Below are 19,899 nucleotides of genomic sequence, written 5' to 3'. Positions count from 1 at the left end.
CGACGGCCCCCTAGTATCGCGGCAGCAGGCCCTGCGGGCGCAGCAGGAAGATGGTCAGGAAGACGATATGGCCGGCCAGCGTCTGCCAGGCACCGTCGATCTGGCCACCGATCGTCTGGGCGATGCCCAGGATGATGCCGCCCAGCAGCGAGCCGCGCAGGCTGCCCAGCCCGCCCAGCACCACCACCTCGAAGGCGATCAGCAGGCGGCTGGGACCGCTGGTCGGGTCGAAGTTCATGCGCAGTCCCATGAAGCAGGCCGCGATCGCCACCGTGATGCCGACGATGCCCATGGCGATGGCATAGACCCGCACCGACGACAGGCCGATCAGGTCGGCCGCCGCAACGTCGAGCGTGACGGCGCGGATATGGGCGCCCAGGCGCGATCGATAGAGCAGCCAGTCGAGCCCGAATGCCAGCGCCACCGCGACGGCGAAGGTCAGCAGCGGCAGCACGCCGATACTGAGGCCGCCGATCTGCACACTGGCGACATCAAGCGCACCGGCCGACAGGGTGCGGGTATCGGCGCCGACGCCTTGCAGCAGTCCGTTTTGCACGATGATCGACAGCCCGAAGGTGACCAGCAGCGGCAGCAGCGCATTGTCACCGATCACGCGCTGCAGCAGCAGGCGCTGCAGCACGTAGCCGGCGGCGAAGGCCAGCGGGATCACCAGCGGCAGGACCAGTAGCACGTTGAGCTTCAGCACCGAACTCAACACCAGCAGCAGGAACGACATCAGCACGATGAAGTCACCGTGCGCGATGTTGACGAAGCGCATCACGCCCACCGACAGCGACAAGCCCAGTGCGAAGATCGCATAGAGGCCGCCCAGCAGCGCGCCCTGAACGATGAGGTTGAGGTAGGTGCCGACCATGAGGCTCACGACCCGAAATAGTGGCGTGTGATGGTGTCCCGGTCGAAATCATCGGGCCGGCCGCCGAGCGAAACGCGGCCTTCCAGCAGGCAATAGAAGCGATGCGCCACGGCGAGCGAGCGACGGATGTCCTGCTCGACCAGCAGGATGCCGATACCCTGGCGGTTGATCGACAACAGCAATTCGTAGAGATCGTTGACGATGGTGGGCGCCAGCCCGAGGCTGATCTCGTCGCACAGCAGCAGGCGCGGATCGGCCATCAACGCGCGTCCCAGCGCCACCATCTGCTGCTGGCCGCCCGACAGCTGGCCCGCCGGCTGGTGCCGTTTGTCGCGCAGCGCCGGAAAGAGATCGAAGATGCCGGCCAGGTCCAGGCCGCCGCGACGGCCGATGTGCCAGCCGATCATCAGGTTCTCTTCCACCGTCAGGCTGGCGAACAGCCGCCGCCCCTCGGGCACCAGCGCGATGCCGCCGGCGACGATGGCGGGCGTGGCGCGACCGCGGATGTCGATGCCGTCGAACGCGATGCGGCCTTCGACGCGCGGCCCGGCCTGCGCGACGATGGCCTTCAGCAGCGATGACTTGCCGGCGCCGTTGGCACCGATGATCGACACGATCTCGCCGACACCGACCGCGATATCGATGCCGTGCAGGGCGCGGAACTGCGCATAGTGGACCGACAAGCCTTCGATGGTGAGCAGCGGCGGTGCGGCGGTCGATGCCATGGCCGCGTTACTCGCCGAGATAGATGGTCTTGACGTGGGCATTGCTCAGGACGTCTTCCGGCGCACCGACGGCGATGAAGGCGCCGTCGTGCAGCACGGCGATGCGATGGCAGGAGCGCCGCAGCGCGCGGATCACATGCTCGATCCACACGATCGCCGTGCCCGCCGCGTGCACGCGCTGAATGATGGCCAACAGCGTGTCGACCTCGGCGTCGGTCAGGCCGCCTGCGATCTCGTCGAGCAGCAGCAGGCGCGGTCCGATCGCGAGCGCCCGGCACAGCTCTAGCCGCTTCAAGTCCAGCAAGGTGAGCGCACCCGCCGGCCTGTTGTGATCGCGGGCCAGCCCGGTGAGTTCGAGCATGGTTTCGGCCTGCGTGCGCGCCTGCGCGATACTCTGCCCGCCGCCATGCACCGCCGCCGTCAGGACATTCTCGAACACGCTCATGTGCACGAACGGCCGCGGGATCTGATAGGTGCGGCCGATGCCCAGGCGGCAACGGTCCCAGGTCGACAGCCGCGAGATCTCGCGGCCCTGGTAGCGGATCGAGCCCGCCGACGGCAGCAGCACACCCGCCACAAGGTTGAACAGCGTGGTCTTGCCGGCACCGTTGGGACCGATGATGCCCAGGATCTCGCGGTCATCCACCGCGAGGTCCAGGTCGTTGATCACGGCCAGCCCACCAAACCGCCGCCCCAGGCCGGCGATCTCGAGGATGTTGGTCATACACTCCCCCACCGTAGGTGGGGGAGGTGGCCGAAGGCCGGAGGGGGACCCGACGTGGTTTGCATTATTGAGACCACGTCAGCTCCCCTCCGCCCTTCGGGCACCTCCCCAGCAAAGCTGGGGAGGAAGTTCTATCAACACTCAGCTCATCGCCTCGGGCTGTCCGCCGAGCGGCACCATCGGGGCCAGCGTGTTATCGACGATCACCAGCTCCAGCGGCCACTTCGCGCTCTTGCGCCACTGTCCGCCCACGACGGGCGTAAGGCTGGTGTTGGGGAACGGGCCCTTCTTGAAGTTCACCGGCCCGACGATCGACTTGTAGTCCATGTCGCGCAGGGCATCGCGGATCGACTCACGCTTGTCGAGGTCCTTGGCGCGGCGCAGCGTGTCGAACGCCGTCTCGAACAGGGCGTGGCGGAAGCCCAGTCCCATCGACGCCTGCCGGCCGCTCGCCTTCTCGTACTCGTCGGCCAGTTCGGCCGAGCTCTGGCCGGTCATGCCCGAGGAGAACGGGTGGTGGCGCGACCACCACACCTCGATGCTGATGTTGATGCCGCGATCGCCGTAGGGATAGACGCCGGGCGGGAACTCGCCGACCTTGCCCGGCGTGACGATCTTGGGCTTGTAGCCCTGCTGGGCACAGGCATTCCAGAACACCGTGAATTCCGCAGCTGGCGTGACGGTGAACACGCCTTCGGCGCCCGCCGCCTTGAAGGCCGCGATCTGGGCGTCGAAGTTGTTGGCCGGCAGATCGAAACGGCCGGGATCGATGATGGAGAAGCCAGCTTCCTTGATCGGCGGCGGCATGACTTTGGAGAACGCGTTGCCGTCGTCATCGTTGGGCCACAGCACGCCTAGCTTCTTGTTGGTCGGCACCTTGTTCCACAGCGCCAACATGGCGCGGATCACGGCGTCGGCCGAGAAGAAGTAGTTGTAAGTCCACTCGAAGCCCTTCTTGGGATCGCCGTGGCGGCCGAAGAACCAGGGTTCCAGCGGCGCATCGTTGGACACGCAGGGCACGCCGTTGAGCTCGCACTGGTCGGAGACCGGGTTCACCGTCTCCGGCGTGGCGAAGGCGCACATGATGTCGATCTTGTCGCGCAGGATCAGCTCGCTCGCCACCTCCGCCGCGCGATTGGGGTTGGACTGGCTGTCCTTGACCACGATCTCGAACGGCCGCTTGGTGCCGCCGATATCGAGGTTGCCGCCAGTCGCCCGCTTCACCTGCTCCAGGACGAAGGGGATGTGCTCCGAAAACAGGCTGATCGGTCCGGTCTGTGGCGCCACCAGCCCGATTTTCAAGGTCCGCGGCGCCGCAAACGCAGCCCCCAGCGGCATCGGCGCTGTGGCGGCGGCCGCAGCCATGCCTTTCAGGACGGAACGCCGTTTGACGGCTCCAGTCTTGCGCATCGTTTTCTCCCGTATGGCGCCGCTCGACGACGGCTTGGCTCTTATTATCGATGGGAATCAAACAATGTCGATATTTTTGTTTGTTGTCGATACCGTATACCCACACCGGGTCGGCAGCCGCCGGCCCACCCAAGGCGCAAGCACAAACGCCAGTTCCGGAGAAAGCCGTGTTTCGCAGCGTTGTCTCGATGATCCATGTCCCCGACGTGCGCAAGGCAGCCCAGTGGTACGTCTCCATCGGCTTTGTCCTGGAACGGGTGAACGCGAACGCCGGCGTGCTGAACTGGGCGCTGCTGTCCTGCGGTGCCAGCCAGATCATGTTCAATGCCGGCGGACGGTCTCGCGCCGCCTTCCGCCGCGATGTCGATCTCTATGTTCACGTCAACGACGTCGAAGCCGTCCGGCGCCAGTTGGGCGAGCATGTCGAGATCGTCGAGGATCTGCACGACGTCGAGTACGGCATGCGTGAATTCATCATCCGCGACCTCAACCGGTTCTGGATCACCTTCGGCCAGGCGCTCTAGCGCTTGAAATACGAGACCATAAGCGACAGCAAAGCCCCGACAGCACCCTGACGAGAGCCACTCATCGATTGATGAAGACGCCAAGTCGGCTGCCCCCGTCATCCTGAGCGTAGCGAAGGATCTTGCGGTCTTGGTATCAACACCGCCGGCGCTGATCTTCATCAGAGCCAGCGCTCCTTGAGCGATCCACCGCAAGGTCCTTCGCTGCACTCAGGACGACAGCCATGGCCGATTCCGTAAATCGATGAACCGCTCCAAGTGCGATCTACGGCTCGGTGCGGCTCGTGGCGTCACGATCGCGGTCGTATCGCTTCGTGTCCGGAAACGGCGGCAACCAAGCCTCGCGACGGACGGTCCACAGTTCGTAGGTCGGCGTCAGCTGGTCGGGCGCATCGAGGCACCCAAGGTTAACGTAGACGACGCCCTCGCCACGCCCGAAAACGGGCGAACCGCAGCGGGGACAGAAGAACCGCCCGGCGTAATCCCGTGCTTCGCCCTCGATCGTCACCGCGTCCTGAGGAAACGCCGCGGAGGCGTGAAAAAGCGCCCCATGATGCTTGCGGCAATCGAGACAGTGACACAGGCCGACCCGGTAGGGGCGTCCTGACGCCACAAGTCGAACATTGCCGCACAGGCAACCGCCGGTGAATCGCTCCATGCTGCGTCTCCTCTCAATCGGGCGGACGTTGTGACACCGAGCAGCATTCCCCATCCCGGTCAAGCCCGCGGGCGATCGACGCACCGCGGATCCTCGCGACAACTCGACGGGAAGCCATTCTAGGCTGGCGTGGGTGCCAGCGGCGCAGTCCAGGCGTTGTAGCTGTAGACCCAGTCGGTGTCGGTCGCGCCCTTGCCCCAGCGGTTCTGGCGCGACGTCAGCTGCACCTGCGCCGTGCGCGCCTGGCGCGTCGCCACATAGCGCGCCAGCGCCGGGGCGATGCCTGCGCGTTCGATCCCCTCCAGACAGCGCGCCAGGATGGCGGCGTCCTCGATCGCCATGGCGGCGCCTTGCGCCATGTAGGGCGTCATGGGATGGCACGAATCGCCCAGCAGCACGACGGTGCCCTCGCCCCAGTGTTGCAGCGGGTCGCGATCGACCAGGGTGCGCTTGTGCACCGACGGACAGGCCGCCAGCACACCACGCACGATCGGATGGAAGCCGTCGAACGCCGCGCGCAGCACGTCGACATCACCCTCGGCCGACCACGACTCGGCGCTGAATGCGGGCTCGGGCTGGCTGGTGACGAAATAGACTTCGCTGCGATCCGGCTTCACCGGATACATGACGATGTGGCGATCCTCACCCCACCACTTCACGCAGTCGTCGATGGCCACGCCCTGCAGAAGCTGCGCCGGGAAGACCGTGCGATAGGCGATACGCCCCGCGAAGCGCGGCTCGGAGGCGCCGAACAGCGCGTGGCGCACGACAGAATTGACGCCGTCGGCGCCCACCACCGCATCAGCCTCGGCGCTGCCGCCGTCGGCGAAGGCCAGCCGGACACGGCCGCTGGCCAGCGGCGTCAGCCCGACCAGGCGATGGTTGAGCCTCAGGTCGTCGGCCGGCACCAGGCTCGCCAGCGCCGCGTGCAGATCGCCGCGATGGGCCAGCAGATAAGGCGCACCGTACTTGTCCTCGGCCTGCTCGCCGAAGATCATATCGAACAGCCCCTCGCCGGTCCGCCCGTCGCGGTTGTTCCACGACCGCGGATAGAACGTCTGGGCGCGCAGCCGCGCCTCCAGCCCCAGCCTGCGCAGCACATGCATGGCATTGCAGCCGATCTGGATGCCGGCGCCCAGCCGCGTGAACTGCCGGGCCTGCTCGTAGACCGTCACGGTGATGCCGGCCCGGCGTAATGCCGCCGCGGCGGTCAGCCCGCCCATGCCAGCGCCAATGATGGCGATGTTAAGCCCGCTGTGCGTCATGCCCGCCAGGATAGCGCGTCCGGCGGCGCCTGCGCAGCCTCACGTGAACTCGGTCAGTTGACCTGCCGCTGCTGGTCGCCCCAGTAGCGGGCACGGATCGCTTTTTTGTCCGGCTTGCCCAGGGACGTCGTCGGCAGCCGCGGCACGAAATCGACCGATTTCGGCGCCGCCACCGAGCCCTTCTTCTCCTTGACGAAAGCGATCAGGTCGCGGTCGGCGACGGTGGCGCCGGCGCGCCTGATCACGACGGCCTTGACGGCTTCTCCCCACTTGTCGTCGGGAATCCCGATCACGGCCGCCGCGGCGACGGCCGGATGCGCCGTCAGTACGTCTTCGATCTCCCGCGGATAGATGTTGAAGCCACCGGTTACGATCATGTCCTTGCGGCGATCGACGATGTGGAAGAAGCCCTCGTCGTCCTGGTGGGCGAGGTCGCCGGTATGCAGCCAGCCGCCGCTGAACGCATCCGCCGTCTCCTGCGATTTCTGCCAGTAGCCCTCCATCAGGGATGGTCCGCGAAAGCAGATCTCGCCGACCTGTCCACGCGGCACCGGCTGGCCATCCTCGTCGAGGATGGCCACGGTGATGCCGGCCATCGGCCGGCCGCAGGACGCCAGACGCCCCGGCTTCACCGGATCGTGCTCGCTCTTGCGCAGCACGGTGGCGCAGTTCGGGGCTTCCGACTGGGAGTAGATCTGCTGGAAGACGGGACCGAACGTCTCGATCGCTTCCTTGAGCCGGGCCGGCGAGATCGGGGCGCCGCCGTAGATGACGGTCTCCAGGCTCGACACGGTGCGCGGCTGGCGCTTCTGCTCTTCGATCAGCCCATAGATCATCGTCGGCACGAGAAACGTCGCGGTGATCCGGTGCGTGTCGATCGCGGTCAGAAAGTCGGCGGCATTAAAGCCGGATTGCAGCACGATCGTTCCACCGCGCAGGAAGATCGGTACCAGCATGCAGCCGGTCGCGTGCGTGATCGGCGTGCTGCAGAGGAACCGGATCGACGTCGGCCACTCCCATTCGGTCAATGTCAGGAACACGTTCATGATCATCGCGCGGTTCGACAGTGTCACGCCCTTCGACCGGCCGCTGGTGCCGCCCGTGTAGAGCAGCGCGACGACATCGTGTGGCCCGGCCTGGACGATCAGTTCCGCCGGCGGCCGTAACCGGGCGTCCGCCGCCAAGTCCATCGCGATGGCGCTGGACCCATGGGCCAGAATGTGCCGCGGCCGAACGCTCTGGGCGAGCAGCGTCTGCACGTGCGTCTCGAAGGCTGCCGGGTCGTAGACGAAGGCCGCGATGCCGGCGTCCTGCAGGATGTAGGCATGGTCATCCGGCGATCCCAGCGGGTGCAGCGGCGTGTAACGCAGGCCCAGCACATAGGCGGCGAGCTGGGTCACCACCGCGGCGATGCGGTTGTTCGACAGCTGTGCCAGTCCATCGCCGCGGCGCAGGCCCAGCTCCTGCAGCGCCTGGCATGTCCGACTGACCTGCGCCTTGAGCGCGCGATAGGTCAGGCGTTCGGTGTCTTCGATCAGGGCTACGCGGTCGGGAAAGCGGTCGAGACCGGTGACCATCATGTCGGCGTAGGTCGTGGGAAAGTGAACGGCATCGCTGACCATGACGGGTGCACCTCGCTGGCTGTGGCTTCGTTCTTACCGGGATGATACGAGGCGACCGGCGGCGGCTCTCCCGGCTGCGGGCCAATCGGTATCTCGGGCCGGACATCCGACGCCCCGGCAGCCGTTGTCCTTTTCCCGATATCGATTGGCGGGCGACCAAGAGCGCCGGCGGACAGCCATCTCTATGATCGTCGACAATCAATCGTGGCCCGATGCCGACTGTCGTCGCGTGGGCCGCACGGGAGGCGTTGCATGAACGGCATTCTACCGCTGCTGCGGCTGGTACCGGTGTTGGCGCTGATGGCCGCCTGTCCGGCGGCGCTGGCGCAAAAGCGCTACAGCCCGGGCGCCAGCGACACCGAGATCACCGTCGGCCAGACGATGCCCTACAGCGGGCCGGCGTCGTCGTACGGCGTCATCGGCAAGGCCGAGCTCGCCTACTTCGCCATGCTGAACGCCGAAGGCGGAGTCAACGGACGCAAGATCAACCTGCTCTCGCTGGATGACGGCTACAGCCCGCCCAAGACGGTCGAACAGACGCGCCGACTGGTCGAGCAGGACAAGGTGCTCGCCATCTTCGGCACCTTCGGGACGCCGACCAACGCTGTGATCCGCAAGTACCTGAACGCCAAGAAGATCCCGCACCTCTTTCCGACCGGTGGCGCCACCCAGTGGGACAACCCGACCGCCTATCCGTGGACGTTCGGGTGGCAGCCCAACTACAACGCCGAAATGAAGGCGTATGTGCGGTTCGTCCTGAAGGAGAAGCCCAAGGCCCGCATCGGCATCCTCTACCAGGATGACGATGTCGGTAAGGACAACCTGAAGGGCCTGAAGGAAGGCCTGGGCGCCGCCGCGCAGCACATGATCGTGCGCGAGGTCAGCTACGCCACCACCGATGCCACGGTGGATTCGCAGATCATCGACCTGAAGGCGTCAGGCGTGGATGTGTTCTTCAACACGGCCAGCGGCAAGTTCGCGGCACAGGCGATCCGCAAGGCCCATGATCTGGGCTGGCATCCGCTGCAGTTTCTCAGCAACTACTCGAGCTCGGTGGGCGCGGTGCTGCGCCCGGCCGGCCTGGAGAGCGCCAAGGGCATCATTTCGACCCAGTTCCAGAAGGATCCGACCGACCCGAAATGGCGCCACGACGACGGCTACAAGCAATGGTCGGCGTGGATGGATAAGTACTATCCCGGTGGCGACAAGGCCGACATCTTCGCCGTCTATGGCTATCTGTCGGCACAGACGCTGGTCGAGGTGCTGCGGCGCAGCGGCGATGATCTGACCACCGAGAACGTGCGCCGGCAGGCGGCCAGCCTGCGCGACGTCGCACTGCCGATGCTTCTGCCGGGCGTCACACTCAACACGAGTGCAGACAGCCACGTACCCATCAAACAGCTGTATCTGATGCGGTTTGACGGCGAATCCTGGCAGATCTTCGGCGACGCCCAGGGCGACTGAACGCGGCGCGCCGCCGGGATAGCGCTCGAACCAACAGCCGGTGCACACTACGCTCACATGTCCCACCCCAGGGGTGGCGGAGGGCGTACGATGGAAAGAACCGTCCTTTCGGCCAGAGAGATCGAGCAGATCGAAGCTGGCATGGCGCGCCATCCCCTTGTTGGGCTGGCGATGGACGTACCCGCGGGCGCCGTGGTCGAGACCCACAGCCATCTGCGCGGCCAGCTCATGTTCGCCAACGAAGGAGTCATGGTCATCGAAAGCGGCGGCGCGTCCTGGGTGGTGCCGCCGCAGCGCGCACTGTGGGTGCCGCAGCATGTCGAGCACAAATTCACGCCGGTGACCGGCATTTCCCTGCGCAACATCCTGGTCCAGCCCGGCATCCGCCTGCCGCTACCGGCGTGCTGCTGCCTGGTGCGGGTAACGCCGCTACTGCGCGAGCTGATCCTGCGCGTCGTCGAACAGCCGTCGGTGTACAAATCCGACGCCCATCGCCGGCGCATCGCCGAGCTGATCTTCGACGAGATGGAGATCTGCACGGCGGCGCCAGTCAATCTGCCGATGCCCAGGGACGTCCGGCTGCAGCGCATCTGCATCGCGTTGAAGGCGAACCCGGCCGATCCACGGACCCTGGACGACTGGGCCGACATCGCGTGCGCCAGCAGCCGCACGCTGACCCGCCGCTTCGTCAAGGAAACCGGCGTGTCCTTCGCCCACTGGCGGCGCCAGTTGCGACTGATGTCGGCGATGGTGTTGCTGGGGTCCCGGCAATCGGTCACCGCCGCCGCGCTCGAGGTCGGCTACAACAGCCCCAGCGCCTTCATCGATGCCTTCAAGCGCACCGTCGGCCAGACCCCCGGCCAATACTTCGCCGACGACGCCCTGCACCATTAGAGTCTTCCCCTTCTCCCCGCCTGCGCGGGGAGAAGGGGGGTGGGCGCAACCACGCGATCGTCGCGTTTGCGATATCGGTTGGCCGGCGCCCGCAAGCAGCACCACCACCAATCCTTAGAATGACTCCGGTGCTGCCGCGTGTGGGCCGGCAGGCGCATGTCGGCCAGGGCACGGCCGCAGGAGAGGCATTTCATGGACAGCCGATATCGTCTGTACGGCGTGTTGGGTTCGCCCTACGCCGCCAAGCTCAGGGCCATCTTTCGCTATCGCCATATTCCGTTCAGTTGGATACCGGCCAGCTTCGACTGGGTGCCGGGTATGGACCTCGTGCGGCCCGAGCTGGCGCAGGTCACGCCGCGGATCATTCCGGTGGTGTGGTTTCCCGGCGACGAGTCCTATCACGTCGACTCCACCGCCATCGCCTACAGGCTGGAGCGCCATCACCCGGCACGGTCGATCGTTCCCGACAACCCCGGACTCGCCTTCCTCTCTCATCTGCTCGAGGACATGGGTGACGAGTGGCTCCTGAAGGTCGCGTTCCACTATCGCTGGTCGAACGAGGTCGACCGCAACTTCACCAACCGGCTGGTCATGAGCGAAGTCCTCGGTGGCGGCGTCCCTCAGGATCGGATCGAGGCCGCGTCCCGCGCCTTCCGCGACCGCCAGATCGCGCGAATGCCCCTGGTCGGCTGCACGCCTCAGAACGCGCCCCTAATTGCCGAGGTCTATCGCCGGGTGCTCGATGCGATGACCGATCTGCGCGCCTCATCATCGTTCCTGTTCGGCACGCGTCCGTCGCTGGGAGACTTCGGCGTGTTCGGCGCCCTCTTCACCTGCCGCAATGACCCGACGCCGGGCGCCATCATGCGCGATCGATCGCCGGCCTCCCTGGACTGGATCCAGACGCTCGACGAGGCGTCCGGCGTCGACGGCGCCTGGGTAGCTTCGACCGACGACCTGAGCGGCGCCACCACCGATCTGCTGCGCCTGGCGGGCGAAACCTACCTGCCGTTCCTGCTCGCCAACGAAGCAGCCATCGAACACGGCCGGGAGAAGGTGTCGCTGACGATGCTGGGAATGCCCTACGCCCAGGCGCCGTTCCGCTACCAGGCCAAGTGCCTGCGGTGGCTGCGGCAGGAATTCGAGGCGTTATCGGGGGCGGCGCGGGCGCAGACCATGGCGCTGCTGCGCGAGACCGGCTGCGGCGCGGCGTTCGGGATATGACCGCGCCGCCGCGACGGCACGGGCCGGCGGCCCTCGATGTCTATTACTGGCCGACGCCCAACGGCTGGAAAATCACGATCCTGCTCGAGGAGCTCGGCGAGCCCTACAACCTGGTGCCCGTCGACATCCGCAAGGGCGCCCAGTTCGACCCGGCATTCCTGGCCATCAGCCCGAACAACAAGATCCCGGCCATCGTCGATCACGCGCCGGTCGACGGCGGCGCACCTTACGCGCTGTTCGAATCGGCGGCCATTCTGGCTTATCTCGCCGAGAAGCATGGACGGTTCCTGCCGACGGTGTTGCGAGAACGGCACACGGTCCACCAATGGCTGGCATGGCAGATCGCAGCGTTGGGGCCGACGGCCGGTCAGGTTCATCATTTCCGCGAATATGCATCCGAGGTCATTCCCTATGCGATCGAGCGCTTCACGAACGAGATCAATCGGCTCTACGGCGTGATGAATGCCAGGCTGCGCGACCACGCGTGGCTTGCCGATGACTACTCGATCGCCGATATCGCCTGCTGGGTCTGGATCAGGCTGTGGCGCCATCACGAACAGGACCTCGCCACCTTCCCGCACCTGCGGCGCTGGTTCGACGCCATCGCCGCCCGCCCGGCCGTCAACACGGGCTTTCGTGCCGGCAACGCACTGCGCGAGGGCAAGCCCACCATGACGCGCGACGCGCGGAACGTGCTGCTCGGACAGCGGGTGCGCGACGCCTGACGGCGGTGCTGGGGCGCTCAGACCGTCATGTCGAACGCCGCGAGCCATCCCACGGTAGCAGACCTCATCCCGCGCGCAGCGAGGGATGACACCTGCTTCCATGAATCGAGATCCGCCCTAGCCGGCGACCTTCCGGTACGATCGTTTGGCGGCAATCTTGCCGTCCACCATGGTGAGGATGTCGCATGCGTGAAATCTTGCCGCGGTGCCATCGGCGAGCGTTCCGGTCACCAGCAATTCCATCACCACATGCCCCGAGCCGAAGCAGCTGCGAAGCGATTGATACTGGATATCGGGGATCGCGCGGAAGGCATCGGCGATGGCGGCACGAACCTCGTTCGCGCCCTGGAAGAGCGTGCCATGCGGCGCCGAACCTCTGGGAATCTCCCAAACACAGTCCTCCATCATCAGCGCCATGGCGCCATCCACGTCATGGGCGTTCCACGCCGCCAGCATCTTCTGGACGAACGATTCATCATGAAGGTTCATTCGGATTCTCCTGCGTCACCTTAATGAAGTGTGGTGCCCGCTGGTGACAGTTCCTGTCAGGATGCCGAGAGGCCCTGGGCTTGGTCTCCCCGGCGCGTATATGAAAGTGCGATTCCCCACCCCTTCCGCAAGAGCAGGCCCGCCGGTACGGTGCTGTCCACTACCGTCACACGGAGGCATTCATGCCGGACGACCGTTCAGCAACGGAAGCCGAGATCAAATCGCTCTTCAGCGCTTACGGGGATGCGTTTGCCAAGACGCCAGCCATCGCCGCGACGTTCTACGCAGAACCATGCATCACGGCACGGGCGGGCGTCGTGCGCCTCCATGCGTCGCACGCTGACCTGGCCGCGCTGTTCGTGGCGCTTGACCAGCAGTACCGCAGCCGCGGCTACACCCACACGGACTACGTCTCGTTCGACTGGCAAGGCTTCGGCACCAACGGCGGTCTGGCGACACTGCGCTGGGCCTACAAGAATCCAGAGGAGCAAGCGCTCTGGCACAGCACTTATTCCTACAACCTGTACAGGCGCGACGGTGCCTGGAAAATCCTGATGCAGACCATGCACGACCAATAGGATCGGCAGCGGACGTTTGGGCGACCCGCATTCCACGCATTTCCCTGATGATCGCATTGGAACTTCTCATGCCAGCACCCCGCCGCCACCGCCGCGATCGTGATACAAGCCTGCGGTAATATCTGCAGGGATGCGCATGGGCTGGGACAAGGAGCGCGACGAGATCGCCACGCGCCGGCAGGCCGCCAAGAGACTGGGTGGCGAGTCTGCCGTCGCGCGTCAACACGCCAAGGGCCGGCTGACTATCCGTGAGCGCATCGATGCGCTGCTCGATCCCGGCAGCTTCCGCGAGATCGGTCCCATCGCCGGCGCGTCCGAGCGCAATGACGCCGGCGAGACGGTGCACTTCACGCCGGCCAATTTCGTGCTCGGTTTCGGCAAGATCGCCGGCCGCCCCTGTATTGCCGGCGGCGAGGATTTCACGATCGCGGCCGGCTCGCCCAACATCGGCGGCCTGCGCAAGAGCATCTACACCGAGGACGTCGCCTGCCAGTACCGCCTGCCGCTGGTGCGCCTGCACGAAGGCTCGGGCGGCAGCGTGACCGGCAGCGCCGGCAAGGGTGCGGCACCCATGCCACCCGAGCCGGTCTATGCGCCGCACCGTTTCGCCTCGGTCGGCCGCGCGCTGGCCACCGTGCCAGTCGCCACCGCGGCGCTGGGCGCCGTCGCCGGCCTGCCCGCGGTGCGGCTGGTGTCGGCGCACTACTGCGTCATGACGCGCGAGACATCGCAGGTGCTGGTGGGCGGTCCGGCGCTGGTCGAGCGCGCGCTGGGCCGGTCGGTCTCCAAGGATGAGCTGGGCGGCGCCGACCTGCACGAGAAGAGCGGCGTGATCGACGACGTCGTCGATGACGAGGCCGCTGCCTTCGCCGCCATCCGCCGCTTCCTGAGCTACCTGCCGCAGCATGTCTGGGAGCTGCCGCCGTCGCTGCCGTGCACCGACGACCGCAACCGCGCTGACGAGCGGCTGGCCGATATCGTGCCGGTCGATCGCCGTCGTGTCTTCGACATGCGCGCCGTGGTGCGCGCCATCGTCGATCAGGACTCGTTCTTCGAAATCGGCCGCCGCTACGGTCCGGGCCAGATCACCGGGCTGGCGCGCCTGCTCGGTCATCCGGTGGGCGTGCTGGCCAACGATTGCCGCCAGCTCGCCGGATCGATGACGGCGGCGGGCGCGCGCAAGGTGCGCCGCTTCGTCGAGTTCTGCCAGACCTTCCACCTGCCGGTGCTGAACTTCGTCGACGAGCCCGGCTTCATGATCGGCGCCGAAGCCGAGGCGGAAGGCACCGTGCGGGCCGGCGCTGCCGCCGTGCTGGCGGTGGCGATGGCCAGCATCCCGTGGGCCTCGATCATGGTGCGCAAGAGCATGGGGCTGGGTGCCGCCGCGCACTACGCCCCCAACAGCTACATCCTCGCCTGGCCGTCGGCCGAGTCCGGCGCGCTGCCGGTCGAGGGCGGTGTCGCCGTCGCCTTCGGTCGCGAGATCGCGGCGGCGCCTGATCCGGCAGCGCGACGGCGCGAGCTCGAGGAGCAGTTCGCCGCCCGCCGCTCGCCCTTCCCGCGCGCCGAGGCGCTGGCGGTGCACGACCTCATCGATCCGCGCGAGACGCGCGCCAAGCTCTGCGACTGGATCGAGCTCACCTGGCCCCTGCTCGACCAGCAGCGGGGCCCGACGAGCTTCACGTACAGGCCTTAGTTTCTACCTTCCCCCGCTTGCGGGGGAAGGTGCCCGAAGGGCGGATGGGGGGACGCCGAACACCTCATCTGTTCGGGGCAACCCCCATCCGGCGCTACGCGCCACCTTCCCCCGCAAGCGGGGGAAGGTATTCAAGATGAAACGAGAGGACTCGCCCCCATGCCCGGACCGCTGCACGGCTATCGCATCCTCGACCTCAGCGCCGTGATTTCCGGCCCCTACGGCACCATGATCCTGGCCGACCAGGGCGCCGACGTGATCAAGGTCGAGCCGCCGGGCACCGGCGACTTCACACGCAGCGCCGGCAACAAGAGCGGCGGCCTGTCGGCGAGCTTCCTCAACAACAACCGCAACAAGCGCTCCATCACCGTCGACCTGCGCCGACCCGAGGGCGTCGAGGTCGTGAAGCGACTGGCGCGCACCTGCGACGTGTTCGTGCAGAACTTCCGGCCCGGCGTGGTCGACCGCCTGGGCGTCGGTGAAGCGGCGATCCGCGCCGTGGCACCCAAGATCATCTACGTCTCGCTCAGCGGTTTCGGCGAAAGCGGTCCGTTCGCGCACAAGCCGGTCTATGATCCCATCATCCAGGCGCTGTCCGGCCTGGCCTCGGTGCAGGGCGGTTCCGACTCGGCGCGCCCGCGGCTGGTGCGCACGATCCTGCCGGACAAGCTGACTGCCGTCACGTCGGCGCAGGCGATCACGGCGGCATTGCTGGCGCGCGAGCGCACCGGCGAGGGCCAGCACGTACGGTTGTCGATGCTGGACGCCATCGTCGCCTTCCTGTGGTCGTCCGACATGGGCGCGCAGACCTATGTCGGGCGCGAGGTCAGCGCCCAGCGGGCGGCAAGCTTCATCGACCTGATCTATGAGACCAAGGACGGCTACATGAGTGTCGCTGTCATGACCAACGACCAGTGGGAGGCGCTCGCCCGTGCCGCGGAACGCCCGCAGTGGCTCGACGATCCGCGCTTCGCCACCACCGAACTGCGCGACGTCAACATCGATGCGCGGCTGGAGCTGATCCAGTCGGCGCTGATCGAGCGCACCACCGACGAGTGGATGCGCCGGCTCGAGGCCGAAGGCGTGCCCTGCGTACCGGTGCTGACCCGCGGCCAGATGATCGACCATCCGCAGGTCACGGCCACCGGCATTATCGTCGAGAACGACCATCCGCAAGCCGGCCGCCTGCGCCAGACCCGCAACGCCGCCCGCTTCAGCGGCACCCAGCCCGAGTACCGCCACGGCGCCCCGCTGCTGGGCGAGCATACGCACGAGATCCTGCGCGAGGCGGGCTACAGCGACGACGAGATCGTGCGGTTACGGGAGACCTGGGAGCGCGGGCGTCCCGCCGCACTGGCGCGTAGCGCCAGGCCATGAGCGGGCGGGACGCCCGCGCTCCCCGGATTCAGCCTGGTCGCCACATCGCCGGCCAACGCCAGGCGCACACCGCCAGGGTCACCACCGCGCAGCTGCCGTAGATGACGACGGCGGTGGGTGCCGTCAGTTGCGCGGCCAGCCAGCCGATGGGCAGGGCACCCAACTGGCCGATTCCGATCGTGGTGGTGAGCACGCCCATGATGCCCGAGCGCCGATCCGCCGGCGTCTGCGCCAGCACCTGGGTGCTCTGCATCGAGGCGAACCACGACATGCCGGCGCCGGCCACCACCAGCGCCACGGCCGAGAGAGCGTAGATGTGCGACAACCCGAACGCGATGGCACCGGCAGCAACACCGAACGAGCCGATCATGAACACGCGGCCGAACCATGACGGCCGCACGAAGGCGGTCAGCGTCACCGCACCCACCATCGCACCCAGGCCTTCCATCGAGGACAGAAAACCGACATCGGCCGGTGTGGCGCGCAGCACGTCCTTGCCGATGACGGGGATCATGCTCGAATAGGGAAAGCCGAAGAAGTTGAGGCAGATGCTGACGCCCAGCACACCTTTGATCGCCGCGCTGCGGCGCGCGATGGCGAGGCTGTCAGCGATATCCTCCCACAGGCGCCGCCGCCCCGACAGCGCCGGCGCGCTGCCGCTGGTCATGCCCAGCGCCAGGAACAGTGCCGCCGCGAAGCACACGACGCCCAAGGCACAGGGCGCCGCCATGCCGTAGGCATCGTACAGCACGCCGCCGAGGAACGGCCCGGCCAACCGCAGGGCGTTGATGGTGGCCCAGTCGAAGCTGATCGCGGTGCCGGTGTTGGCCAACCCGGCGACGGCGCACATCATCGTGCGGCGCACCGAGTTCTCGGAGCTCCAGTAGGTGCCCACGATCCAGACGCCGATCGCGACGTGCCATACCGCCAGGGCATCGAAGACAGCCAGCACGGCCAGGATCGTGTAGCTCAGCGCTACGGTACCAATGCCGACCCGCATCAGGCCGCCCAGCGGCAAGCGGGCCGCCATGGCGCCGAACATCACGCCCACGATCATGGGCACGGCGCGGATGAAGGTGACGGCCGCCACCCAGGTCGGCGAGCCGGTCACGTCAAAGACGTAGATGCCGGCCACGACGACGTCGAGCCACCGCATGATGCCGGTCACCGCGCCGATCAGCCACAGCCGCCGGAACGCACTGTCGGCCATCAACGCCCGCAGTCCACCACTCTCCGGCGCCACGCCCGCTCCCATCCAGCACGCCCGTGCATTGCGGGCGCGTCTACTCCTGGGCGCACTGTAGTGGATGGGCGCCGCCGTGTGCGGAGGTTCGCTGACAGGGCAGCCCTGTCGTCACTGCACGCCGCTTCTTGTCGTCCCGAGCACAGCGGCCGTCATCCCGAGCGCAGCGAGGGATCTCCCGCGAGAGGAGACTCTGTTTCCAGGGGGTCCCTCGCTGCGTTCGGGATGACCGCTACGCTCCGGATGACAGTGTGGCGATTACGCTATCCCGCCATCGACCTGGATCACCGAGCCCGTGGTGAAGCCCGAATGCTCGCTGGCAAGATAGAGCGCGGCGGTGACGATCTCCTCCGGCTTGCCGCTGCGTTGCAGGGCGACGCCGGTGTTCTGGCGTGCCTCTTCTGTCCACGCCTTGGAAATGTCGGTCAGGAAACGCCCCGGCATGATGGCGTTGACCCTAACCTTGGGTCCGTACTCGAAGGCGAAGGCCGTGGTGATGGCGTTCAGCGCCGCCTTGGCGCCGGCATAGGGCGCGATCGAGGGTCGTGGCCGGATGGCGCCGACGCTGCTGATGTTGATGATGGAGCCGCCGTTGCCCGCCGCCATGCGGCTGCCGACCAGGGACATCAGCCGGAACGGCCCCTTGAAGTTCAGGTGCACGATGCGGTCGAACAGCTGCTCGCTGGTCTCCAGCGACGAGGGCGCCAGCGGCGAGCTGCCGGCATTGTTGACCAGGATGTCGACCTTGCCGAAGGCAGCGTACGCGGCATCGGCCAGCCCCTCGAGTTCCTGCCAGTGCGCCACGTTGCAGGCATAGGGCAATGCGCGGCGGCCCAGCTTCTCGACCTCGGCGGCCACCTCGCGGCAGGAATCGAGCTTGCGGCTGGTGATGACGATGTCAGCGCCGCGCTCGGCGAAGGCCTTGGCCATCTCCCGGCCCATGCCGCGGCTGCCACCGGTGATCAGGGCCACCTTGCCGCTGAAGTCGAACAGGCGATCGGTCATCTCTCGTCCTCCTGGCTGTCATTCCGAGCGCAGCGAGGAATCTTTCAGCGCTGACAGGCCCACACGTCGCGGAAAGATCCCTCGCTGCGCTCGGGATGACAGCTTCCTCCCCTCAGGGTTTAGTTGATAATAATCGGCGCGCTACCGCGCTCCTTTCACCAGGCGGTCTGATGGCCGAGAAAGACGTCAGGAAAATCATTCACCTGGACATGGATGCGTTCTACGCGTCCGTGGAGCAGCGCGACAATCCCAACCTGCGCGGCCAGCCGGTGGCGGTGGGCGGCTCGCGCGAGCGTGGCGTGGTGATGGCGGCGAGCTACGAGGCGCGCAAGTTCGGCGTGCGCTCGGCGATGCCCTCGGTCACGGCGCGCCGCAAATGCGCGACATTGATCTTCGTGCCGCCGCGCATGGAGGTCTACAAGGCGGTGTCGCGCGAGATCCGTAACATCTTCGCCCAGTACACGCCGCAGATCGAGCCGCTGTCGCTCGACGAGGCCTATCTCGACGTCACTACCAACCTGAAGAACATCGCCTCCGCGACACAGGTGGCGCAGGAAATTCGCGCCCACATCCTGGCGCAGACCGGTCTCACGGCATCGGCTGGCATCTCCTACAACAAGTTCCTGGCCAAGCTGGCCTCCGACCAGAACAAGCCTAACGGCCAGTACGTGATCACGCCTGCGATGGGCGCCGCCTTCGTCGAGAACCTCGCCGTCGGCAAGTTCCACGGCATCGGCCCGGTCACCGCCGCCAAGATGAACGGACTGGGCATCTTCACCGGCGCCGACCTGCGCAACCAGACTCTTGCCTTCCTGCAGGAGCACTTCGGCAAGGCCGGGCCCTGGTACCACGCCATCTCGCGCGGTATCGACGAACGGCCCGTGGTGGCCGACCGGCCGCGCAAATCGGTCGGCTCGGAGACGACGTTCGCCCAGGACCTCAACCAATCGGCCGACGTCGAAGCCGGCGTCAAAGCCATGCTCGACGATGTATGGGCCTATTGCGAGCGCACCAAGATCGTCGGCCGCACGGTGACGGTGAAGATCAAGTACGCCGACTTCCAGATCGTGACCCGCAGCCACAGCAGCCTGGCGCCGATCGCCGACAAGCCGACGGCCGAGCGCATCAGCCTCGACCTGGTACGCAGCATCTTCCCGCTGCAGAAGCACGTGCGGCTGCTGGGCGTGTCGCTGTCCAACCTCAGCGCGCCCGATGCGACCGAGCCATCGCAGATGGCGCTCGAACTGCGCTGACCCTGGGAGCGCGGGCGTACCGCCCGCTCATGTCTTGGCGCTACGCGCCGGCGAAAGCAAAGCTTTCGCCGGTGATGCGGGCGGGACGCCCATAGGCGCTAACTTAGCATTGGACAGCGGGAACGAGTTGAGATTCAAAGAGGTAGGGG

Annotated in this window: 19 protein-coding genes; 9 read left to right on the top strand and 10 right to left on the bottom strand. The window is 66.7% G+C overall.

Annotation, left to right across the window (positions count from 1 at the left end; translation table 11 throughout):
• Positions 1–10 precede the first annotated feature (10 nt).
• The 4 genes from FQU96_RS35195 to FQU96_RS35180 form a co-directional block, all read right to left on the bottom strand.
• A complete protein-coding gene (locus FQU96_RS35195; protein ID WP_146546088.1) occupies positions 11–874 on the bottom strand; it encodes a branched-chain amino acid ABC transporter permease in 864 nt (287 codons plus the stop codon).
• A gap of 5 nt (positions 875–879) precedes the next feature.
• Positions 880–1,599, bottom strand: a complete 720-nt coding sequence (locus tag FQU96_RS35190; RefSeq protein ID WP_146546087.1) for an ABC transporter ATP-binding protein — start codon at positions 1,597–1,599, stop codon at positions 880–882.
• Between the two features lie 7 nt (positions 1,600–1,606).
• Positions 1,607–2,323 carry an ABC transporter ATP-binding protein gene (locus tag FQU96_RS35185; RefSeq protein ID WP_146546086.1) on the bottom strand — a complete coding sequence of 239 codons (717 nt, stop codon included), beginning with the start codon at positions 2,321–2,323 and terminating at the stop codon, positions 1,607–1,609.
• A 141-nt stretch (positions 2,324–2,464) separates the two neighbouring features.
• Entirely contained in the window at positions 2,465–3,733 is a 1,269-nt protein-coding gene (locus FQU96_RS35180) for an ABC transporter substrate-binding protein (RefSeq protein ID WP_146546085.1), read from the bottom strand.
• 167 nt (positions 3,734–3,900) lie between these two features.
• Here FQU96_RS35180 and FQU96_RS35175 point away from each other — a divergent pair, with 167 nt between their 5' ends.
• Entirely contained in the window at positions 3,901–4,257 is a 357-nt protein-coding gene (locus tag FQU96_RS35175) for a VOC family protein (RefSeq protein WP_146546084.1), read from the top strand.
• Positions 4,258–4,522: 265 nt separating this feature from the next.
• On the opposite strand, the gene FQU96_RS35170 is transcribed toward FQU96_RS35175, so the two are convergent.
• The 3 genes from FQU96_RS35170 to FQU96_RS35160 form a co-directional block, all read right to left on the bottom strand.
• On the bottom strand, positions 4,523–4,915 hold the full coding sequence (locus FQU96_RS35170; protein ID WP_146546083.1) for a GFA family protein: 393 nt from the start codon (positions 4,913–4,915) through the stop codon (positions 4,523–4,525).
• Between the two features lie 119 nt (positions 4,916–5,034).
• On the bottom strand, positions 5,035–6,180 hold the full coding sequence (locus tag FQU96_RS35165) for an FAD-dependent monooxygenase (protein ID WP_146546082.1): 1,146 nt from the start codon (positions 6,178–6,180) through the stop codon (positions 5,035–5,037).
• Positions 6,181–6,233: 53 nt separating this feature from the next.
• The gene (locus FQU96_RS35160) at positions 6,234–7,802 is read right to left on the bottom strand and encodes an AMP-binding protein (RefSeq protein ID WP_146546081.1); all 1,569 of its coding nucleotides are present in this window, start codon (positions 7,800–7,802) and stop codon (positions 6,234–6,236) included.
• A 252-nt stretch (positions 7,803–8,054) separates the two neighbouring features.
• On the opposite strand from FQU96_RS35160, the gene FQU96_RS35155 reads away from it, so the two are divergent.
• The 4 genes from FQU96_RS35155 to FQU96_RS35140 all read left to right on the top strand — a co-directional run bounded on the left by FQU96_RS35155 (position 8,055) and on the right by FQU96_RS35140 (position 12,109).
• A complete protein-coding gene (locus FQU96_RS35155; RefSeq protein ID WP_146546080.1) occupies positions 8,055–9,266 on the top strand; it encodes an ABC transporter substrate-binding protein in 1,212 nt (403 codons plus the stop codon).
• 90 nt (positions 9,267–9,356) lie between these two features.
• On the top strand, positions 9,357–10,160 hold the full coding sequence (locus FQU96_RS35150; RefSeq protein ID WP_178130939.1) for a helix-turn-helix transcriptional regulator: 804 nt from the start codon (positions 9,357–9,359) through the stop codon (positions 10,158–10,160).
• A 192-nt stretch (positions 10,161–10,352) separates the two neighbouring features.
• Positions 10,353–11,384: a glutathione S-transferase N-terminal domain-containing protein gene (locus FQU96_RS35145; RefSeq protein ID WP_178130937.1), complete on the top strand. Its 1,032-nt coding sequence runs from the start codon at positions 10,353–10,355 to the stop codon at positions 11,382–11,384.
• Positions 11,381–12,109: a glutathione S-transferase N-terminal domain-containing protein gene (locus tag FQU96_RS35140; protein ID WP_146546077.1), complete on the top strand. Its 729-nt coding sequence runs from the start codon at positions 11,381–11,383 to the stop codon at positions 12,107–12,109. The genes FQU96_RS35145 and FQU96_RS35140 overlap by 4 nt, the downstream gene beginning before the upstream one ends.
• A gap of 117 nt (positions 12,110–12,226) precedes the next feature.
• Here FQU96_RS35140 and FQU96_RS35135 read toward each other — a convergent pair whose 3' ends face one another.
• Positions 12,227–12,598, bottom strand: a complete 372-nt coding sequence (locus FQU96_RS35135) for a nuclear transport factor 2 family protein (RefSeq protein ID WP_146546076.1) — start codon at positions 12,596–12,598, stop codon at positions 12,227–12,229.
• 182 nt (positions 12,599–12,780) lie between these two features.
• On the opposite strand from FQU96_RS35135, the gene FQU96_RS35130 reads away from it, so the two are divergent.
• From FQU96_RS35130 to FQU96_RS35120, 3 genes are all read left to right on the top strand, one after another.
• Positions 12,781–13,176, top strand: coding sequence for a hypothetical protein (locus FQU96_RS35130; RefSeq protein WP_146546075.1), 396 nt, complete (start codon positions 12,781–12,783; stop codon positions 13,174–13,176).
• Between the two features lie 136 nt (positions 13,177–13,312).
• On the top strand, positions 13,313–14,872 hold the full coding sequence (locus FQU96_RS35125; protein ID WP_146546074.1) for an acyl-CoA carboxylase subunit beta: 1,560 nt from the start codon (positions 13,313–13,315) through the stop codon (positions 14,870–14,872).
• A gap of 159 nt (positions 14,873–15,031) precedes the next feature.
• Positions 15,032–16,249 (top strand): CaiB/BaiF CoA-transferase family protein, encoded by a 1,218-nt coding sequence (locus FQU96_RS35120; RefSeq protein WP_146546073.1) that lies wholly within the window; start codon positions 15,032–15,034, stop codon positions 16,247–16,249.
• Between the two features lie 28 nt (positions 16,250–16,277).
• Here FQU96_RS35120 and FQU96_RS35115 read toward each other — a convergent pair whose 3' ends face one another.
• Together FQU96_RS35115 and FQU96_RS35110 are read right to left on the bottom strand one after the other, a co-directional pair.
• Positions 16,278–17,492, bottom strand: a complete 1,215-nt coding sequence (locus tag FQU96_RS35115) for an MFS transporter (protein ID WP_178130935.1) — start codon at positions 17,490–17,492, stop codon at positions 16,278–16,280.
• Between the two features lie 258 nt (positions 17,493–17,750).
• Positions 17,751–18,497, bottom strand: coding sequence for an SDR family NAD(P)-dependent oxidoreductase (locus tag FQU96_RS35110; protein WP_146546071.1), 747 nt, complete (start codon positions 18,495–18,497; stop codon positions 17,751–17,753).
• A gap of 170 nt (positions 18,498–18,667) precedes the next feature.
• Between FQU96_RS35110 and dinB the strand changes: the two genes are divergently transcribed.
• A complete protein-coding gene (gene dinB / locus FQU96_RS35105) occupies positions 18,668–19,750 on the top strand; it encodes a DNA polymerase IV (RefSeq protein ID WP_146546070.1) in 1,083 nt (360 codons plus the stop codon).
• Positions 19,751–19,899: the final 149 nt, after the last annotated feature.

The organism is Reyranella sp. CPCC 100927 (genome assembly GCF_007859315.1).
Taxonomy (GTDB): Bacteria; Pseudomonadota; Alphaproteobacteria; order Reyranellales; family Reyranellaceae; genus Vineibacter.
This window is presented reverse-complemented; position numbering and strand designations above follow the sequence as displayed.

Bases quoted from the DNA above. Each gene is read 5' to 3' on its own strand.
- FQU96_RS35165 (WP_146546082.1), bottom strand. From the start codon at position 6,180: ATGACGCACAGCGGGCTTAACATCGCCATCATTGGCGCTGGCATGGGC.
- FQU96_RS35135 (WP_146546076.1), bottom strand. From the start codon at position 12,598: ATGAACCTTCATGATGAATCGTTCGTCCAGAAGATGCTGGCGGCGTGG.
- FQU96_RS35130 (WP_146546075.1), top strand. From the start codon at position 12,781: ATGCCGGACGACCGTTCAGCAACGGAAGCCGAGATCAAATCGCTCTTC.
- FQU96_RS35170 (WP_146546083.1), bottom strand. From the start codon at position 4,915: ATGGAGCGATTCACCGGCGGTTGCCTGTGCGGCAATGTTCGACTTGTG.
- FQU96_RS35160 (WP_146546081.1), bottom strand. From the start codon at position 7,802: ATGGTCAGCGATGCCGTTCACTTTCCCACGACCTACGCCGACATGATG.
- FQU96_RS35190 (WP_146546087.1), bottom strand. From the start codon at position 1,599: ATGGCATCGACCGCCGCACCGCCGCTGCTCACCATCGAAGGCTTGTCG.
- FQU96_RS35180 (WP_146546085.1), bottom strand. From the start codon at position 3,733: ATGCGCAAGACTGGAGCCGTCAAACGGCGTTCCGTCCTGAAAGGCATG.
- FQU96_RS35140 (WP_146546077.1), top strand. From the start codon at position 11,381: ATGACCGCGCCGCCGCGACGGCACGGGCCGGCGGCCCTCGATGTCTAT.
- FQU96_RS35185 (WP_146546086.1), bottom strand. From the start codon at position 2,323: ATGACCAACATCCTCGAGATCGCCGGCCTGGGGCGGCGGTTTGGTGGG.
- FQU96_RS35125 (WP_146546074.1), top strand. From the start codon at position 13,313: ATGGGCTGGGACAAGGAGCGCGACGAGATCGCCACGCGCCGGCAGGCC.
- FQU96_RS35150 (WP_178130939.1), top strand. From the start codon at position 9,357: ATGGAAAGAACCGTCCTTTCGGCCAGAGAGATCGAGCAGATCGAAGCT.
- FQU96_RS35195 (WP_146546088.1), bottom strand. From the start codon at position 874: ATGGTCGGCACCTACCTCAACCTCATCGTTCAGGGCGCGCTGCTGGGC.
- FQU96_RS35145 (WP_178130937.1), top strand. From the start codon at position 10,353: ATGGACAGCCGATATCGTCTGTACGGCGTGTTGGGTTCGCCCTACGCC.
- FQU96_RS35155 (WP_146546080.1), top strand. From the start codon at position 8,055: ATGAACGGCATTCTACCGCTGCTGCGGCTGGTACCGGTGTTGGCGCTG.
- FQU96_RS35120 (WP_146546073.1), top strand. From the start codon at position 15,032: ATGCCCGGACCGCTGCACGGCTATCGCATCCTCGACCTCAGCGCCGTG.
- FQU96_RS35110 (WP_146546071.1), bottom strand. From the start codon at position 18,497: ATGACCGATCGCCTGTTCGACTTCAGCGGCAAGGTGGCCCTGATCACC.
- dinB (WP_146546070.1), top strand. From the start codon at position 18,668: ATGGCCGAGAAAGACGTCAGGAAAATCATTCACCTGGACATGGATGCG.